The sequence below is a fragment of the bacterium genome, from assembly GCA_026416715.1.
Lineage (GTDB): Bacteria > UBP4 > UBA4092 > JAOAEQ01 > JAOAEQ01 > JAOAEQ01.
This window is the reverse complement of record JAOAEQ010000019.1, coordinates 48,048-65,278: the sequence shown is the minus strand read 5'-3', so window position 1 is coordinate 65,278 and position 17,231 is coordinate 48,048. Positions and strand designations below refer to the sequence as shown.

The 17,231-nt window shown below is 41.6% G+C and carries 16 protein-coding genes; all 16 read left to right on the top strand.

Annotated elements, in window-relative coordinates; genetic code table 11:
* Positions 1-7 precede the first annotated feature (7 nt).
* The 16 genes from N3A72_08980 (at position 8) to N3A72_08905 (ending at position 17,095) form a co-directional block, all read left to right on the top strand.
* A complete protein-coding gene (locus N3A72_08980) occupies positions 8-1,510 on the top strand; it encodes a flippase (GenBank protein MCX7919717.1) in 1,503 nt (500 codons plus the stop codon).
* A 118-nt stretch (positions 1,511-1,628) separates the two neighbouring features.
* A complete protein-coding gene (locus tag N3A72_08975; protein ID MCX7919716.1) occupies positions 1,629-2,660 on the top strand; it encodes a lysophospholipid acyltransferase family protein in 1,032 nt (343 codons plus the stop codon).
* A 34-nt stretch (positions 2,661-2,694) separates the two neighbouring features.
* Complete coding sequence (locus N3A72_08970) at positions 2,695-3,222, top strand: type II secretion system GspH family protein (protein ID MCX7919715.1); 528 nt, start codon at positions 2,695-2,697, stop codon at positions 3,220-3,222.
* A 7-nt stretch (positions 3,223-3,229) separates the two neighbouring features.
* The gene (locus N3A72_08965) at positions 3,230-4,033 is read left to right on the top strand and encodes a type II secretion system protein GspJ (protein MCX7919714.1); all 804 of its coding nucleotides are present in this window, start codon (positions 3,230-3,232) and stop codon (positions 4,031-4,033) included.
* 63 nt (positions 4,034-4,096) lie between these two features.
* The gene (locus N3A72_08960; protein ID MCX7919713.1) at positions 4,097-5,218 is read left to right on the top strand and encodes a general secretion pathway protein GspK; all 1,122 of its coding nucleotides are present in this window, start codon (positions 4,097-4,099) and stop codon (positions 5,216-5,218) included.
* A 238-nt stretch (positions 5,219-5,456) separates the two neighbouring features.
* Entirely contained in the window at positions 5,457-7,184 is a 1,728-nt protein-coding gene (gene pilM / locus N3A72_08955; protein ID MCX7919712.1) for a type IV pilus assembly protein PilM, read from the top strand.
* A 70-nt stretch (positions 7,185-7,254) separates the two neighbouring features.
* Positions 7,255-7,821, top strand: a complete 567-nt coding sequence (locus tag N3A72_08950; protein ID MCX7919711.1) for a hypothetical protein — start codon at positions 7,255-7,257, stop codon at positions 7,819-7,821.
* Positions 7,822-7,943: 122 nt separating this feature from the next.
* On the top strand, positions 7,944-8,669 hold the full coding sequence (locus tag N3A72_08945) for a hypothetical protein (protein MCX7919710.1): 726 nt from the start codon (positions 7,944-7,946) through the stop codon (positions 8,667-8,669).
* Between the two features lie 120 nt (positions 8,670-8,789).
* Positions 8,790-10,745 (top strand): hypothetical protein, encoded by a 1,956-nt coding sequence (locus N3A72_08940; protein MCX7919709.1) that lies wholly within the window; start codon positions 8,790-8,792, stop codon positions 10,743-10,745.
* 104 nt (positions 10,746-10,849) lie between these two features.
* On the top strand, positions 10,850-11,218 hold the full coding sequence (locus tag N3A72_08935; protein ID MCX7919708.1) for a hypothetical protein: 369 nt from the start codon (positions 10,850-10,852) through the stop codon (positions 11,216-11,218).
* A 67-nt stretch (positions 11,219-11,285) separates the two neighbouring features.
* Positions 11,286-13,277, top strand: a complete 1,992-nt coding sequence (locus tag N3A72_08930; GenBank protein ID MCX7919707.1) for a sigma 54-interacting transcriptional regulator — start codon at positions 11,286-11,288, stop codon at positions 13,275-13,277.
* A gap of 414 nt (positions 13,278-13,691) precedes the next feature.
* Positions 13,692-13,880, top strand: coding sequence for a hypothetical protein (locus tag N3A72_08925; GenBank protein MCX7919706.1), 189 nt, complete (start codon positions 13,692-13,694; stop codon positions 13,878-13,880).
* A gap of 335 nt (positions 13,881-14,215) precedes the next feature.
* Positions 14,216-14,992: an AAA family ATPase gene (locus N3A72_08920; protein ID MCX7919705.1), complete on the top strand. Its 777-nt coding sequence runs from the start codon at positions 14,216-14,218 to the stop codon at positions 14,990-14,992.
* A complete protein-coding gene (locus N3A72_08915) occupies positions 14,970-15,848 on the top strand; it encodes a ParB/RepB/Spo0J family partition protein (protein MCX7919704.1) in 879 nt (292 codons plus the stop codon). Before N3A72_08920 ends, N3A72_08915 begins: the two co-directional genes overlap by 23 nt.
* Positions 15,849-15,920: 72 nt before the next feature.
* Positions 15,921-16,433 carry an HIT domain-containing protein gene (locus tag N3A72_08910; protein MCX7919703.1) on the top strand — a complete coding sequence of 171 codons (513 nt, stop codon included), beginning with the start codon at positions 15,921-15,923 and terminating at the stop codon, positions 16,431-16,433.
* Positions 16,434-16,666: 233 nt separating this feature from the next.
* A complete protein-coding gene (locus N3A72_08905) occupies positions 16,667-17,095 on the top strand; it encodes a chromate resistance protein (GenBank protein MCX7919702.1) in 429 nt (142 codons plus the stop codon).
* Positions 17,096-17,231: the final 136 nt, after the last annotated feature.

The window sequence follows — 17,231 nt, the reverse complement described above, 5'->3', positions numbered from 1 at the left end:
TATCGCTATGTTTGCAACCGTCGCCCGAAATTCATTTTTTATTTTCATTGCGCGTATCGTTGATGTCGTAAGTGTATTTATATTGATTTTTCTTATTGCACGATATCTCACCGCCCAGTTTGGAATCGGAACGTTTGGTCAATATGGTTTTATTGCTACGTTAGTCACCTTTCTTTTTTCCCTCGGATATATCGGTATTTCGCAAATTACGATTCGCGATGTCGCACAGACTCGTTCCCGTGCGAAACGATATCTTACATTAAGTTTGTACCTGCGCAGCGGATTGAGTGTTATTCTGGCAAGCATTATTTTAAGCATCTCGGTATTTATTCGACAGGATTCGCTCGGTCTTGTTCTCGCTTTTCTAATGATGATACTGGCGGAGTCGGTCAGTATCATTTCAGTAAGTTTTCTAGATATTCTAATTGCCTATGAACTCATGTACTACGATGCGATTGCCACGTTTATCTATCGGTTAACCACCCTAGCGATTACCGTTGGAGTCATCGTTCTGAACGGAGTGCTCTGGCATATATTCTTAGCGGTCGCACTTGCCGCTTTTGCTAAAGCAGTGTTTCTTGGAATCATATATCGGAGAACCGTTCCGCAGGCGGATATAGCGACAGAGGTACCACCAGCACCTACCACCGGTTATCTGATAAAACAATCGTTTCCGCTTGCACTCGCATTTTTAATTACCCAAGCGTATATGAAATCCGGCGTATTATTACTGCAAGCGTTAAGCTCGGAAGAACAAGTTGCATTATTTTATGCCCCGTTACGGCTTTTATTCCAATTCCAGTTTATCCCGTTTGCGTTAAGCACCGCGTTGTTTCCGATATTTTCGCGTGCGGCAAAAAACGTCCGTAGTCCGGAAAATAACCTGTTCGAAAAACAGGAAGAATTATCGCGGGTATTCGTTCGTGCATTTAAGTTCTCGATTATTCTGTGTGTGCCGATAATCGTTTCATTCCTTTTCCTCGCCCGACCAATAATCCTACTGATTTTCGGAGAGAAATTTTTACCGGCGGTCTCCTGTTTACAGATTCTCATCATTTCGTTTCCGGTAACCTTCTTGGAACTCCTCATGAATAATTTTCTGGTTAGTATAAAACAGCAGAAATTAATTCTGCTCTGCAACTCACTTTGTCTAGTAACCAATCTGCTCCTGAATTTCATTTTGATACCGACTTACGGTGCTATCGGTGCAAGCTGGGCTACCGTAGGTGCATATATAGTTCTGTTTTTTGCAGTGCTCTTTTTTATCCAGAAACATACCGGTATATCCCCGCTGCTTAAAACTTTACCTAAACCGATTATCGCTGGAATCGGTATGATACCATTTCTCTATTATGCGCAGCAGCATCAAGAACTGATTAGTCTTTTCATACTAAGCGGAATAAGTTTCGTGGTCTATTTCGTTCTGATTATTCTGATAAAAGGGTTTTCGGCGCGTGAAATTGAAGGGCTTAAAAGTATCCTAAAACCCAATAACCCAAATCCGAAATAAGATTTAACCGCAGACCGTGCAACCACCACCGAGAAAAGCAAAAGAAGGTTTGAAGATATAGGATTGTGAACGTAACCGAGTTCCTGTATGCGTGAGGTTCTCTGCGGTGAAAAATTTTATGGTTCTATTTCTAAAAGATATCTTCCGTTGGATGTTCTGGTTTCCGCTACGGAACATGTTAACGGTATTACCATTGCCGGTAGCATATACGGTTGGGACTTGGCTTGGTTATGTCTATTATGGAAGCGCAGGACGAAGACGGAAAAAAACGAAAACCGAACTGTTGTCGTTAACGGTTACAACGCAACTCGACCAGAAAACCATCAACCGTATCGTTCGCGAGGCGATGGTCAGTTTGGTTTTAAACTATATCGATATCATGCTGTATCCGAAACTTGCTCGAGTTCCAGTCGAATATTATACTGAAGTGGAAGGATTGCAAGAACTGCAATCCGCATTACAAAAGAACCAGGGGGTTATCCTCGCGCACCCCCATTTCGGGAATCCGCAATTGTTAATGCCAGCGCTTGGGTATCGGAATTTCCGGATTAATCAAGTTGGTCGCGCATTACCAACCTTAAATCAGATACAATCCGACACGGTACCGCCGCTCGGGTTACCGCCGATGAGCCCGACGCTGAACCGAATCCTGAATTTAATCCATCAGCTAGAACAAACACTTCCAGCGAAATATATTTACATCCACCAAACGCTATTACCGGCGTTCCGTTGTTTGAAAAAAAACGAAATTGTTGCCATTGCGATTGATGGACTTGCAGGGGATAATCGTGTCCTGGTTGACGTTGCAGGACGCGTTCTCTCGTTATCAACCGGACCGATAGCTATGGCGATGCGAACCGGTGCACCATTACTGCCAACGTTCGTTCTCCGAACTGCGAAAAAGTATATCCATAAAATTATCATTGAACCGCCACTCGCGCTGCAGAATACCGGAAACGAATCTGCAGATCTGGAGTTGAATACCCGAAAATTCGCGGAACGTATCGCTTATTATCTGGTTACCTACCCAGAGCAGATCGCGCGGTTATTCGGAAGCGAACCACCATACTTTACGGAAATATCAGCTGCTCAATTGCAAATGCCAAATAAACTCGACAAGCAAAAATCCAAAGTTCAAAACGAAACTTAAATTGAAGAAAAAATTTATGCACCGAGCTCGAAGAATGAATACCGAAACCCAAACAGGGTCTTTACTGCGGAATCCGCAGTGGTCGTGGAGATTATGTTGTGGTAATAACCGCAAGAACATATTTTCTCTGCGGTTAGATTTTATTACGGATCGCGGATTTATCTTGTTGGAGGTTCTGGTTTCGATATTGATTCTATCAATTGGTCTCGTGGCTGTGCTGGGAGCGTTTTCGTCATCGACTAAAATCATTGCTACCTCGAAACGATATGCTGAAGCGATTCGACTTGCGGAACAGAAAATGTTCGAACTACAAACAATGCCAATTGATTCTTGGCGTACCCGAGATAGTGGCGAGTTTGGTGACCAATACCCAGAGTATTCCTGGGAATATGAAGTTGAAGAATGTGATTCTGAATTTCCTGAGCTTGACTCTGAAATATCACTGGAGCCGGAAAAATATTATCGGATCACACTCCGAATAAAATATGAAGAACAAGGGAAATCAATTGTTCCAATCGAGCTGGTTACCTATATAACCAACCCACAGTCATTTTTAGAATAAATCGCAAATGGCCGATGCCAAATACCAAAAAAAATCTGAAATCGGATTCACCCTGCTCGAAATAATCCTCGGGGTTCTGATTTTCACAATGGTTATCGTAGCGGTATATACCACGTTCCGAACGGGGTTAGCGGTATATCGTAGCGGGATCGCAATGAAATCGGTCTATGTTTCGGTCCGAGCGATAACCGAGACTATTCGACTAGATTTACGGTCGGTCTGTGCAATTGAAGAGACATACTATGATGTTCCGCCACCGCCCCCGCAACCACAAACAGAAGAGCCGACCTATGGTGAAGATACCATTATTATAGAAGAAACAATGTATAGCCGAAATCCATATCCTTTTTCAGGAAATACTACGGAGATATCGTTTTACACCATTCGTACTATTCCGGTAGTTCGTCAATCATTACTTCGGGAACAGATTATGGCTGTCCGATATTATTTGGAGGAAAATAAACTATACCGGGAACGAGCCGGGATAACAGCACTTGCTGAAACCGCAGTGGGTGAAGAAATAGCGGATAATGTAGAGAAGTTTCGGGTTCGATATGGATACGTGAAAGAAAATAAATGGTTCTGGGTAGATACTTGGGATTCCCGGCGGGATGTGTATCGGCATCCGCGTGAACCGAAGGATGACTCGGAAATAATCACCCGACGTACCGTTCCGCTGCGGATATATCCAGATCTACTGCCGGAAGCGGTAGAGATTACCTTTGCTATTTCTGAACCCGACACAAGAAGACCAATTGTGCATGAATACCAGACAATAATTTTGATTCCAACTGCAACCGCGAGTTGGTAATTATCGTTATTCTGTTTTCAGTATTTAACCTGAGAACGGATAACTCAACGAAAACAACGTTATATGCAACCTCAATCCGGAGTGGTTTTAATCATAACCTTATGGATCCTACTGATTCTCTCGACTATTGCGCTTGGGTTTGCTTTCGAAATCCATCTTGAATCCCGGGTCGCTCGATATCAGCTTGACCGATATACGGCATCTTATGTAGCACAAGCAGGACTCCATCGAGCGTTCGTGGAATTGAAAAACGACTTAATCCTTGACCGAAAAGCACGCCCGCAAAGTATCGATTCGTTAGGGGAATCCTGGGCAAATAACGAATTTTCAGAAGAATATTATCAGAATGTCAAACTCGGTGATGGAAAATACTCGGTTACCGTTGTTGATGAATATAGCAAACTGAATATCAACTATATTAGCCGGGAGATGTTTATAGCAGCATTAACGGTGGTTCATCCAGAATTAGAAGATGAAGAAGAACGGCTGAATTTTATTGCGGACGCTTGGCAGGATTATCGTGACTCGGATACCCAATATTGGAAAGATACTACCATTGACGAACTTGCTTATTATAATCCGGAATCCACGGATATGATTTCCCCGAAGTATCTGATGAAAAATGGTTTATTTGAAACGGTAGATGAACTGCTGAATCTGCCGGGGTTTACCCCAGAATTGTTATACAAAAAAGTACCGATAGATATTGAAAACGGACAAGAACGCAGTCTATATGAATTATTTACCGTCCATGGTTCCGGATTGATTAATATCAATACTGCACCGAAACCGGTGTTGGTGAGCTGGTTTCGTGGTAGCGTTCCTGATATGGAAGCTGCTACGGAATTAGCCCAACAGGTTATCGACCGCCGAGAAGGACTAGATGAAATTCCTGGAACTGATGACGATAAACCGTTTCATTCACTCGCTGAACTCGGAACCTTACCTGGGCTCAACCCCGGGTATATTTCGGTTCTGTTGTCGCGGGGACAGGTAGCAACTAATTTATTTCGAATCACTGCTACCGGGGAGATACATCGTGCGAAGAAAACCATTACGGTTTTGGTCTCGCGAGATTGGGTAGTTCGTCAACTTACGGAACAGGAAAAGGAGTATAACGAAGACAAAACGAAAACAACGAAAGAAGGCGTGTCCCTGCGGATTAAACAATGGATTGAACAATAACTTCTATAACCTATTGCCGACGGATACCATAACCATAATGCGTACAAGTAGCTGGGTAAGTCAACAAATCTTTGCGGTTTGTCGTATATATTGGATACAATCAACCGCATCATAGACGATATAAGCTAATTATTGTAATTCGTTAAACTCTGGTATAATTATTGTTATAATATTATGGTTATAGAGATAGATTAACCGCCTACACAGTGTCGAAATACAATGTTGAAATTAAGAATTTATGGCAAAAATATTTACTGGGTTAGATATCGGCAGCAAAACGATTAAACTGGTACAATTGAAACGAGGACGGGGTACTGTGGTTCGTAACCAGCAACGAGCGCGATTTTCTCAGGTTGAACCAACGCCGGGGGAGCCTGAACTGAAAAGGATACCGGGTCGCGGTACTATCCAGTTGGTTAATTTTGCTATCAGTGAAATTCCCAGTCCACTGTCTGAACCACGAACCGTATATTCGGCGGAACAACCCCGTACAGCGAATCCCGAACAGATTGCAGAAACGATCGAACAGCTTTTTAATGCGCAAAAAATTCGACCGACCCATGTAATCACCGCGATCCCGAAACATCTTACTACCATACGGTCAATAACGCTACCAACGGATTCACCCGCTGAAATCGCCCAGATGATTCGGTTTGAAGCTGCGAAACAGATACCGTTTTTATCTGAAGATGATATCCTCGACTTCCAGATTATGGGTTCTTCTCCGCTTGGCGGTTCCCAGGTATTACTTGTTGCAGTGAGAAAACAGATTGTTGATAATCATCTTGCGCTGTTTAAGAACATAGGGATTGAACCGGAAATCGTTACCGTCAGTTCCGTAGCGTTCTATACCGCCGCGAAACAAAGCGACCAACTCGAAGAAGGTGCGGTTCAGGTTTTGCTCGATATTGGCGCTAGTATAACCGATTTAACCCTGGTTCGGAACCGGATTCTCGTGTATTCACGAAGTGTACCGGTTGCGGGGAATCAATTAGTGCATCGGCTCCGTGACCAACTGCAGATTGATGAACTCTCTGCGGAAGCGATGGTTCCGCGCATCGATTTAACGCGGTCAGATTTCGGATTAGACACATATCATCGTCCGGCGCTCGAATCAGCTATAAGCGGTTGGCTAGAATCGCTCGATAACGAAATTAAACAGTCGCTGGAGTATTTCCGGTCAGAATCAGGCGTAGCGCAACTCGATTCAATGATTGTAAGTGGCGGTTTATCCCAGATGAACGGGCTAGCCGCGCATCTTATGAAAGAGCTGAATCTAGAAATTATCCCAGCGAATCCACTCAACTATATTTCGATTCATCGCAGTCAGGTTACCAAAGAACTGAACCTATGGCAACCACGCCTGAACGGAGCAATTGGTTTAGCGCTTCGTGGGTTTGATACCGAACTCGGCGCTGGTCTAAATTTACTCCCTCGTGAATTATTACGGCAACGATATCGAAATGTTCAGCGACGGAAATATATCGCGAGCAGCGCGCTTGCGGGAGTAATAGTATTAACCGCGCTCGGAACCGGATATCGCGAATATATTGTTCGGGAACAACGCCTTATTGATATTAATCTCAAATTGCGAGAATTGACACCGCTCGCGTCGAAATTAACCGAGATGCAATCCCAAATCGAACGAATTAAAGCAATGATTTCACCGGATGACCCAGCAATAGATGTGTTAGTTACACTCAGTCAGTTAGATTTTATTCCGAGCCAACTGGCGATAATCCGATTTGATTATAAACGGAACAGCCAATTGACAATAGACGGAGCAGCGTTAACTCTACCGGATATAATCATGTTCCGTGAAACACTAGATAAATCCGGATTATTTGAACTCGTTAAACTCCGCGATACTCGCGCTGGACTCATGGAAGGTAAACCGGTTCAATTCTTTACGATAGAATGTAAACTTAAGAAAACACAACAAGAACTCGGTGCTAGAAAAATATAAGTCAATGGTCAATATGCAAGCTTCATTTTACCTTGAAAATTGATAATGCATAATTTTGAAGTGAGTCGATATGAAATGGTTAGATAAATTAGTTACAACACAACGGGAACGGTATCTGTTATATACTACTGCGGCAATGTTAGTCATCGCACTTCTGTTATACTGGGTAATATTGCCGCTTGCAGGGAAATGGTTTGCGCTAACCCGGAAATTGCAACGGCAAGAAGCAGAACTAAAAAAAGTTCTCGCGTTAGTTAATCGGAAAACGCAAATCGAACAGGAGTTTGCCCGATATCAATCGCAGATTGAAATGAAAGGAATAACCGAAACGAAATTGCCGGAAGATATGTTGATGCTTGACGCAAACAATGTTGGAGAACAGCTTGGGATTGTGTTCAGTATTCGCCAAATCACGAAGGTTAAATTGAAAGATTTACCAGGATATGAAGAATATCTTTTGCCGATAAGTTTCGAGTCGGATTTAGCGCAACTTGGCGAGTTCTTAGGTGAAATGCAGCATCGAGCGATTTATGTGCATCGGCTGGTGATTAACCGGAAAAGTGGAGTGAATAATCCGAGGTTATCAGTTGATTTAACCTTAGCGAAAATCGTTGCGAAACCGGTGGAGAAAGAATAGTTACAATAGTGTCAATAGACGTTACGGTTGCATCAAAAGTTAAGGGAAGATCAAGAACACAACCGATCAACGATATGACACCACAAATATAACCGGTTAACTTTGTCATGTTTACGTAACCCATGAATCGAAAAAAACTTATCACGAACACTATTTTAATCATCATCATACTCGGTTTGCTCGGTTATTATTTTTTCTACCAGCGGAATCAAGGGGGGGCTCGTATCGCCCGTAAAACAGTTCCGGCTAAACCCACTTCTGACCGAATTCAGGTTCCATCCGCAGGCAGCGAACTGAGTGGAACTAACGAAATTCGAGTCGAAACTTCATTTGATGGTAATGCGGTCGTAACCAAACGGTTCTACCGGAACATTGGCACCCGCGATTTATTTACCCCATTAATTCCGCCACCACCGCCACCGAAACCAAAAGAACGAGGAGTCCATGAATTAACCATCAACTGGGTTGTGGAAGAAATCATTAGCGCTAACGAAGCGATTATAACCGATACGCGTCGTGCTCCGCATACGGTATCGCCCGGGGATGAGATTGGTGGGGTTACTATCGGGAGAATTGAACCGGAAACGAACCGGGTTGAATTGATCTATAAAAACGAATCGAAATGGTTGGTTTTGCAGGATATCGAAACAGTGACCCGTGGCTGGAAATTAGAAGGGGTTTCTCCAGACACCGGAGAGGCATACGTGTTTATTGAACGATATGGCAGATCAATGCCATTGTCTGAAGGGACAACGTTTGACCATATCCGACTCGAAAAAGTTCGAGATGACGGTATCGAACTAAAATATGGTACCCAAAGAAGAATAATTAAAATGGGAGGATTTTAATGTCAATATCAATATTCATATTATCAAGAACCAAATTAAATCCAATTGATTTTTTAAAATCGATACTGTGAAAAGTTGGATTTTGGACGTATCGTTTATCAAAAGGAAGGATATAATCTTATGAAAAAACTAGTTACTGCCCCTGGAATATGGATGATTATATTTTGTTTACAATTGTGTATCTCCTGCTTGTTATCGCCTGGTTTTACCCAAGAGCAGGTACCGCCGCCTATGCCACCCCCACCGATAGGTGGAGAGGTTCCGCCACAAGTTACGCCTACGCCGGTTCCACCGCCGGCTTCCGCTCCGGTTCGTTCAACTGTGGAATCGACCGGTGAAATTCGGTGGACGGTTACCTTAACTGATACGGTCATTGATAATGTTGTCGGTACCATGTCGAAACGGTTCGGGGTGAATATCGTCGTTTCGAAAGGAGTTAAAGGAAATAAGATCAGTTTAGCGTTAACCAACGCTACGTTGGAACAAGCACTGGATGCGATTACTGGACCGAATAGCTGGAAATATTACCGAGAAGAGAACACGATTACGATCATGACCATTCCTGAATATCAAGAGAAACAGAAAGAGTTGGTAATTCAGAAAACGTATCAGATTCAATATACCACAGCAGCGGATGTGCAGAATGCAATTCAATCGCTCTTATCTTCCGCGGGGAAAATTACCCGCGATGACCGAACCAACCAGCTATTCATCACAGATACCCCAGAGACGTTAGCGAAAATAGATGCGTTAATTGCGAATATTGATATTCCGGTCACCACGGAAGTTTTCGCAATCAAATATGCTGACCCTGATGATATTGCTAAAAAACTTGAAGGAGTGAAAAGCCCTAAAGGGAAAATTGAAGTTGATACCCGGCTGAATACCATAGTTGCGACCGATGTAGAGCCGTCTATTGTTAAGATGCGCGAGTTGGTTAAACAATTGGATATCAATACCCAGTTAGAAGTGTTCATAATCAACTATGCGAAAGCGGAAGAGATTCAGACGAAAATAAAAGAATTGCTCTCGAAAAAGGGATATTCTCAGGTTGATAAACGGAATAATCGGTTGATTGTAGATGATATCCCGAGCCGAATTGAAAAGGTGAAACAAGTAGTTGCTGCATTAGATGCACCGGATAAACTAGTGTATATCGAGGCGGAAATTGTTGATATGGATTATAACAAATCCGTTTCGCTCGGGATAAACTGGAATTATGGATTAAGTTTTAATATTTCCGGCGCGAGTAGTACCGATACGACAAGCGGAGCAACCAGTTTTTCGCCGTCAGCAAATTTTACTATCCCGCTGCCTGGGGGAAGTTCCTGGGAAGACCAAGTACGCAATTTCTTTAGTCATAACACCAGTTTTATCACCGGAACTTTATCCGCTACGGCAAAACTTCCGACCGCATCAACCGGAGATACCGATATCCTTGCTTCGCCACGGATTCTGATAAAAAATGATGAAAAAGCATCTATCATTATCGGCGGTACGTTGCCGTATACTACCGTGGTAACCCAACCTGCAACTACCACATCAACGTATAGCCAATATTATTCTCAAGTGAATCAAGATTATGGAATTAAACTTTCGGTAAAACCGCATATTAACGACGATAATGTCATTGATATGGATATAACCATCGAAAATACTTCCGCAGATACGATGACTCTCGAAGCTGGCGGTACTAAATATACCGGCGTCAAGACGACCACAAGTAAAGCCGAAACGAAAATTCAGGCGCGGAATAATCAGACCGTCGTTATCGGCGGATTGGTTTCGCAGAGTAAATCAAACTCCAGAACCGGTATCCCGATTTTAGAAAAAATTCCGGTCTTGGGCTCGACCCTCTTTAGTGCTAAAGATACCAAACACGCAAAACGAAACCTGTTATTATTTTTGACTCCGCATATTGTTTCCGGGACTACTGCGGCAATGAATGCTGTTCAACCGGAAGCATACGATGCATTGATGAAAGCGCGAGCATTCCCAACGGATACAAATCAACCAGCACAGAAGAAAACCAGCGTAGAACCGACTGACCGTGAAGCTCCGGAGATACCAAAATAACCTATTTCTATTACCATAGGGTTTGTGCCTATAGTCTGGGTAGTTGTATAATACTATTTTAGAGCAATTACACGAGTTTTTAACAAGTATATTTTTTCAACGGTATGCGTAAGGAAGAATATGGGTTAGCTGCGGTTGGGTTTTTATTATTATCATTAGCCTTTCCGCCATATTTTATTAGTTTTTTAGCCGCATCCGCGCTCGGTGGTTTGGGGTATCTTTTAAAATCGCTTAGCGAACAAGACCGAGAAGAACTAATCCGATTCGAAAAGGAATTTCGGAAAGGATACGAACTAGAGCATCAAAACCAGTTCCGACAGGCGGAAGAAATCTATCGCACGTTAATTGAAAAATATCCGAAGTTTGCGTATATTGCGGAAGAACGAATTAAATGGCTCAATCGAGAAGCAAACGTGAAGCTTGAATCTCGAGACTCGAACCAAACGGAAAAACCTAGCAACGGGAAAATGTAACCGTAAAGTATGGTTTCGAATTGCAGGTTTTGAAGATACGATATTTTGTAAAGGAGGTGAAAATCCATTGCTATGTCAAAACTGCGGGAGGAGTGTTTCTAAAACCAGCCGATACTGTCCGAATTGCGGAACCGCGATTGCTCGCCCTGAACTCAAATCGCCTGAGATCCAATCAACCGATAGCTCGCCGGGAAAGAAGGTTAAACGGTCGCGAATTTCGCTTTTATCTACCCCTGAATACCAGGAAGTACAATATAAATTTATGCTCGGCGATTATGAATCTGCTTTACTAGGATATGAGAAACTCCTGAAAGAAAATCCGGGATTAAATCAACCGCAACTGTTATGTGACCTCGGGCATTGTTATCTTCATGCGGGTAAACATTCGCAGGCATATCAAGCATATCAGCGTGCATTGAAATTGAAATATAAAGGATTAGACCTTTATTTCAATCTAGGGTTAATCAAGCTTTATCGCAATGAAATAGCGGAAGCAATCGACTGTTTCACCACCGCGCTCTCGCTCCATAATGAATATCAACCGAATAAATATTATCTCGGATTATTCTATCCGCAGAAATCGTTGTTTATTGCGGATATATATTTCTATCTTGGGGTAGCGCGGTCAAAAAGCGCTAACCCTAAGTCAGCGATAACTGACTTACAGGAAGCAATTCGATTGAATCCATATCTAGTTTCCGCGTATCAGGTACTTGGCGATTGTTATCTCGGACAAAATGAGTTTGAAAAAGCAATCGGCGCGTATCTTCGTGTCATCGAATTAACCCCCAGCGTTTTAGATACTTTAGCCACACGAAATAATCTCGGTATTGCATATTATAGATCCGGGCAAATTCAGAAAGCGATCGAGCAGTTTAATGAAATCATCCGCCGAGAGCCAGGAAACGCAAATGCAATATATAACCTCGGGTTGATTTATGCGAAACACGGGCTCGGGAAATCAGCAACCGACCGTACTATGCTTGATTCGAAAGATTTCCGCGAGTTTATCAGTTTTATGGAAGGCGCTTCGTTTACGTTCGATATGGTTAAACCGGGCGGAAGTCCAACCGGGTCGTTAGTAGATACCGCTACAGGAGCAGGCGGATTACGAATTATCGGGACGAGTCCCAAAATGCGCGAGGTGGTTCGAAAAGCGAGACTGGCAGCGGCAATCGATTCGACGGTTTTAATTACGGGAGAAAACGGTACCGGGAAAACGCTCATTGCCCAGATTATCCATCAGAATAGTCCGCGGAAAAATCAACCGTTTGTGGTGGTAAATTGCGCTGCGTTGCCGGAATCATTACTGGAATCAGAACTATTTGGACACGAAAAAGGGTCGTTTACCGGAGCCACTAACCGCCGCATCGGTAGGTTTGAATCCGCTAACCACGGAACGATATTCCTTGAAGAAATAGGAGATATAAGTCCTGTTTTACAACTGAAGTTACTCCGGGTTCTGCAAGATAAAGCGTTTGAACGAGTCGGTGGAAATGAGACTATTAAAGTAGATGTTCGAATCATCGCGGCAACGAATCAGGATTTATATCAAGCGATCGCGGAAAAGCGATTCCGCGAAGATTTATTTTATCGTCTGAATATTATTCCAATCCATATGCCTTCGTTGCGCGAACGACGAGAAGATATCCCTTATTTAGTGGCGCATTTTTTGCGTAAATATGATAAAGCAGGAGCGATAACTATAGCTCCTGAAACGATGCATATTCTCCAGCATCGGGATTGGCCTGGAAACGTTCGTGAATTAGAAAATATGATTGAACGGATTGTAGTCATGGCAACCTCTAACGTTATCCGGCCAGCTGACCTTTATGCGCTTGATGCCGGAGCATCAATTTCAGAGATTATGGCACCAACAGATACTACCACTTCGAAAATCCTTCCCTTAGAAGAAATAGAAAAAAAATATATTTTGCATGCGCTGAATATCAATAATTGGAATATCACCAGAACCGCTGAACAATTGCGGGTTAGCAAGGTTACGTTGTATGAAAAAATAAGAAAATATAATTTGGTTAAACCAACACCTACAGGATAAATTTATATTTCTTATCTCCTCTATATCAAATCCTAATTTTTTCCATCTTTCGATTACCACAATGATAGTTTAATCTCTACATTTTTGGAATTGCATTTGGCAAGATGCGCATCTTCACGATATCTCCTTTTTTCGTTGAAATAAAAGTTGCTGGAACAGAATGATAGAGAAGGTAATAGGTTTTCGTTCGAGCGGGTAGTTTATGTATCGGAATTATGCAAATGCGAAATAGCGTTCAGAAAATGAACGGTATCGTTAATTTTCTGAACGGTTGTGTTGGGTTACAAAAACATAACCGACAAACCGATATTTTATAAATATTTGATTTTATTATTGTTGCAATACAATCGGTGCCAATATTATTATTTGGTATAAAATTTGCTTAAATAGATTTATCGAAGGGGGTGAATATATTTGAATATTTACCATTGTTTAGTTAAAGGGGGACATGTTGGCTCCGGTCGATATGTCGAACGGAAATTATTAATTCGGGCGAATAATATCCTTGAAGCTATGCAGAAAGCGAAAGGATTCGCCGGAGTTAAAAAGGGTCATTGCTATAAGAATGGCACTAGTGTTCTCCATGTAAAAATGCTCAATTAAGATAGTAAGATATTATTGATGTTGTTTAGAAAGAAAGCAATTGCTGCGAAAAGCTCGGACTGACTATAAACGCAATATCGTTCCCTTGCCGGGCACGAAATGAAAAATTTAAACGCGTTCCCCTCAAATCCCTTGGTCAGTTTCCGAGCTTTTTTATTTTCCCTAAAAATCAACTTTTAATTTCAATTCTTAGCAAAATAATCAGCTCACCTAAAAAATCTAAATTTCCTCTAGACAAGATAATCTATCCTATGGTATCTTAACAGAGTTATCTATTATTTATAAAATGTTCCACGTGAAACATACACGTGAAATATAAATGTTAAATATCAGGAATGAATAGAATTATTACTATTGCGAATCAAAAAGGTGGTGTCGGAAAAACCACAACTGCGGTCAACCTTGCCGCTTGTTTAGCTGCAGCAGGTAAAAAAACGCTGCTGATCGACCTTGACCCGCAAGCAAACGCAACGAGCGGACTCGGACTAGATAAAAGATTAATTGCAAAAAGCATCTATGACGGTATCATTAATTCAACCCCTATTGACCAAATTTTAGTACATACTTTTGTTCCGCTGCTTGATTTGTTGCCCGCAAACGACCAGCTAAACGGAGCACAAGTTGAACTAGTTGAGATTGAGAATCGTGAATTTCTCCTTCAGCAAGCCATTAATTCGATAAAAAATAGTTATGATTATATTCTAATTGACACTCCACCTTCGCTAGGTTTATTAACAGTTAACGCTCTCGTTGCAGGGAATAAGATATTAATCCCGCTCCAATGTGAGTATTATGCGCTGGAAGGGTTTGCGAAACTGCTCGAAACCATAGAATTAGTTAAATCATCACTCAATCCGGAACTAGCGATTCTGGGAATCATTTTAACTATGTATGATAGTAGAACTAATTTATCTTCGCAGGTAGCTGATGAAGTCAGGCAACATTTTGGCGACCGAGTATTCAAAACGGTTATCCCACGGTCGATCAGATTAAGCGAAGCGCCAGGGTTTGGCAAACCGATTATTTTTTATGATTTCCGCTCTTCCGGAGCCGAAGCTTATATTAAACTAACTCAAGAGGTGATTGAACGTGAAGAAACAAGCGCTCGGTAGGGGATTATCTGCATTAATTCCTACAGAGAAAAAACAAATGCTCGAAACGTTAGCGAGAGACCAGCAGAAACAAGAGCAAGTAGTGGAAATTCCACTCGCTAGTCTTAAGCCGAATAAGCTACAACCGCGACAAAATTTTTCAGATACTTCCCTTGAAGAATTAGCTGCTTCTATTCGAGAAAAGGGAATAATCTTACCGATAACGGTTCGTCAGGTTGATTCTGGCTATGAAATCATTGCTGGAGAACGAAGGTATCGCGCTGCGGTTAAGCTTAATCTCCCAACGATTCCGGCAATTATTAAACAGGTTTCAGACCAAGAGGCGTTAGAATTAGCGTTGATTGAAAATCTCCAACGTGACGATTTGAATCCAATTGAAAAAGCAAAAGGATTCCAGCAACTAATTACGCAATTCAATTTACGGCATGAAGATATAGCGAAAAAGACCGGATTAGATCGTAGTTCTGTTTCAAATATATTGAGATTATTAGAGTTACCTGAATCTATCCAGGAAAAGGTTTCACGTGGAACAATTTCTTTCGGACACGCCCGCGCGTTGTTATCTCTTCCAACCGTTCATCAGCAAGAAGAAGTATGTACTATTATTCTAAAAAAATTTTTATCGGTTCGACAAACAGAGAATTTAGTTAAACGGATTAAATCAGGTCATAAGGGTCTCGAAAGGAAAACAACTCCAGCACCTGAAGTAGCTCACCTTGAAGAACAGATTCAACGTGCGCTGGGTACTAAAGTTCGGTTGTCTGTTCGCGGAAAGAAAGGGAAAATCGAAATTGAATTCCATTCACTCGATGAGCTAGACCGAATTCTGCTAAAACTCGGTGTAAAACCGGAATAATAGGTTTTAAGCAGTTCATTCTTTTATTTCCTAAATATTTACTTTTCCTATAGTTACGAGGTTAGGATTCTTATGCTAAAAAAGCATTTATTTGTTCCAGGCAAACGAAAATATATTCATGAACGAAAGCGGTTACAAGGATGCATTCTTTGTGGAATATTAAACAACGCACCGGATGTGGTAAACCTAACGATATATAAGTCTAAATTATTTTCGGTTAGTTTAAATCTTTATCCCTATAATCCTGGTCATGTAATGTTATTTCCGAATCGGCATATCGTTGACCCGCGAGAATTGACCATAAAAGAGGTTAACGAACTCTATAAAATCCAAAATTTAACAATGGATGTACTCGAAGAAATCTATAATCCACGAGGGTTTACTATCGGATTCAATGTCAGGGAAGCTAGCGGAGCAAGTATCGAGCATCTCCATTTGCATATTGTTCCCCGATATTATAACGAACTTGGCTTCCTCGATATCATTGGCGGGTCGAAAATTATCGTTGAAGACCCGAATGAAACCAAACAGAAACTAACCGATGCTTTCGTAAAAAAACTTGCTACACTAAAGAAAAAACCATAGGTAGTTTTAGCTTGACTCTGGAGTAGAATCGGAATTGAACCGTTCAATTCCGATTCTACTCCATTATAGGAATATTAAATTGTTTTACGCGACAACAAAAGTCAATCGAAAAGATAAAAACAAAACTAGTAAAGTATATTTGCTTGTCATATTTTACATTTAACGTGCCAAGAGACTTAAACCAATTTATTTGTCAAATATAAATACTTTACACAATACATCGTGAGGGATATATGAAATGGGTGACGAGAGAACATATTAAGGTTGACCGAGTTGCTTGCCCTTGGTTGATTAAAAAGTTTATTGATCCGCAAGCAGAATTCATATTCGTTCCAGCGGATAAAATTGCTGTAACAGAAGGAATACCGTTCGATGCAGCGGGAGTCGAACTAGGGCATCATAGTGGCAAATGCAGTTTTGAAGTGATTATCGAAAAATACAACCTCTCAGATCCAGCTCTAGTAGCGCTAGCGAAAATTGTTCATGCTGCAGATGTTTCCACCGACCGAGATAGCGCACCGGAAGGACCGGGATTAAAGGCTATCGCTCAAGGATTTGCTTTAATCTGTAATGATGACCATGAAATTCTGGAGAAAGAGTTTATCGTTTATGATGCGCTTTATGCCTATTGCCAGAACAAAATTAAAGAAGAAAAAAGCTGATTTGCTATAAATAGCTGAATCGGTCAATAGGCGAAGTTAGCAACGTATCGTTCAATTTTCTTTTCCGATTTAGCGCAAAGTTGCATTCCTAATCTCTATCGAACTATCAAAATGTTACATGAAACAGGAAAACCTC

What these genes read in the sequence shown, in the direction of transcription:
- N3A72_08950 (MCX7919711.1), top strand. Translation starts at nt 7,255, where the DNA reads ATGAAATGGTTAGATAAATTAGTTACAACACAACGGGAACGGTATCTG.
- N3A72_08935 (MCX7919708.1), top strand. Translation starts at nt 10,850, where the DNA reads ATGCGTAAGGAAGAATATGGGTTAGCTGCGGTTGGGTTTTTATTATTA.
- N3A72_08970 (MCX7919715.1), top strand. Translation starts at nt 2,695, where the DNA reads ATGAATACCGAAACCCAAACAGGGTCTTTACTGCGGAATCCGCAGTGG.
- N3A72_08960 (MCX7919713.1), top strand. Translation starts at nt 4,097, where the DNA reads ATGCAACCTCAATCCGGAGTGGTTTTAATCATAACCTTATGGATCCTA.
- N3A72_08980 (MCX7919717.1), top strand. Translation starts at nt 8, where the DNA reads ATGTTTGCAACCGTCGCCCGAAATTCATTTTTTATTTTCATTGCGCGT.
- N3A72_08975 (MCX7919716.1), top strand. Translation starts at nt 1,629, where the DNA reads ATGGTTCTATTTCTAAAAGATATCTTCCGTTGGATGTTCTGGTTTCCG.
- N3A72_08905 (MCX7919702.1), top strand. Translation starts at nt 16,667, where the DNA reads ATGAAATGGGTGACGAGAGAACATATTAAGGTTGACCGAGTTGCTTGC.
- N3A72_08910 (MCX7919703.1), top strand. Translation starts at nt 15,921, where the DNA reads ATGCTAAAAAAGCATTTATTTGTTCCAGGCAAACGAAAATATATTCAT.
- N3A72_08965 (MCX7919714.1), top strand. Translation starts at nt 3,230, where the DNA reads ATGGCCGATGCCAAATACCAAAAAAAATCTGAAATCGGATTCACCCTG.
- N3A72_08945 (MCX7919710.1), top strand. Translation starts at nt 7,944, where the DNA reads ATGAATCGAAAAAAACTTATCACGAACACTATTTTAATCATCATCATA.
- N3A72_08920 (MCX7919705.1), top strand. Translation starts at nt 14,216, where the DNA reads ATGAATAGAATTATTACTATTGCGAATCAAAAAGGTGGTGTCGGAAAA.
- pilM (MCX7919712.1), top strand. Translation starts at nt 5,457, where the DNA reads ATGGCAAAAATATTTACTGGGTTAGATATCGGCAGCAAAACGATTAAA.
- N3A72_08940 (MCX7919709.1), top strand. Translation starts at nt 8,790, where the DNA reads ATGAAAAAACTAGTTACTGCCCCTGGAATATGGATGATTATATTTTGT.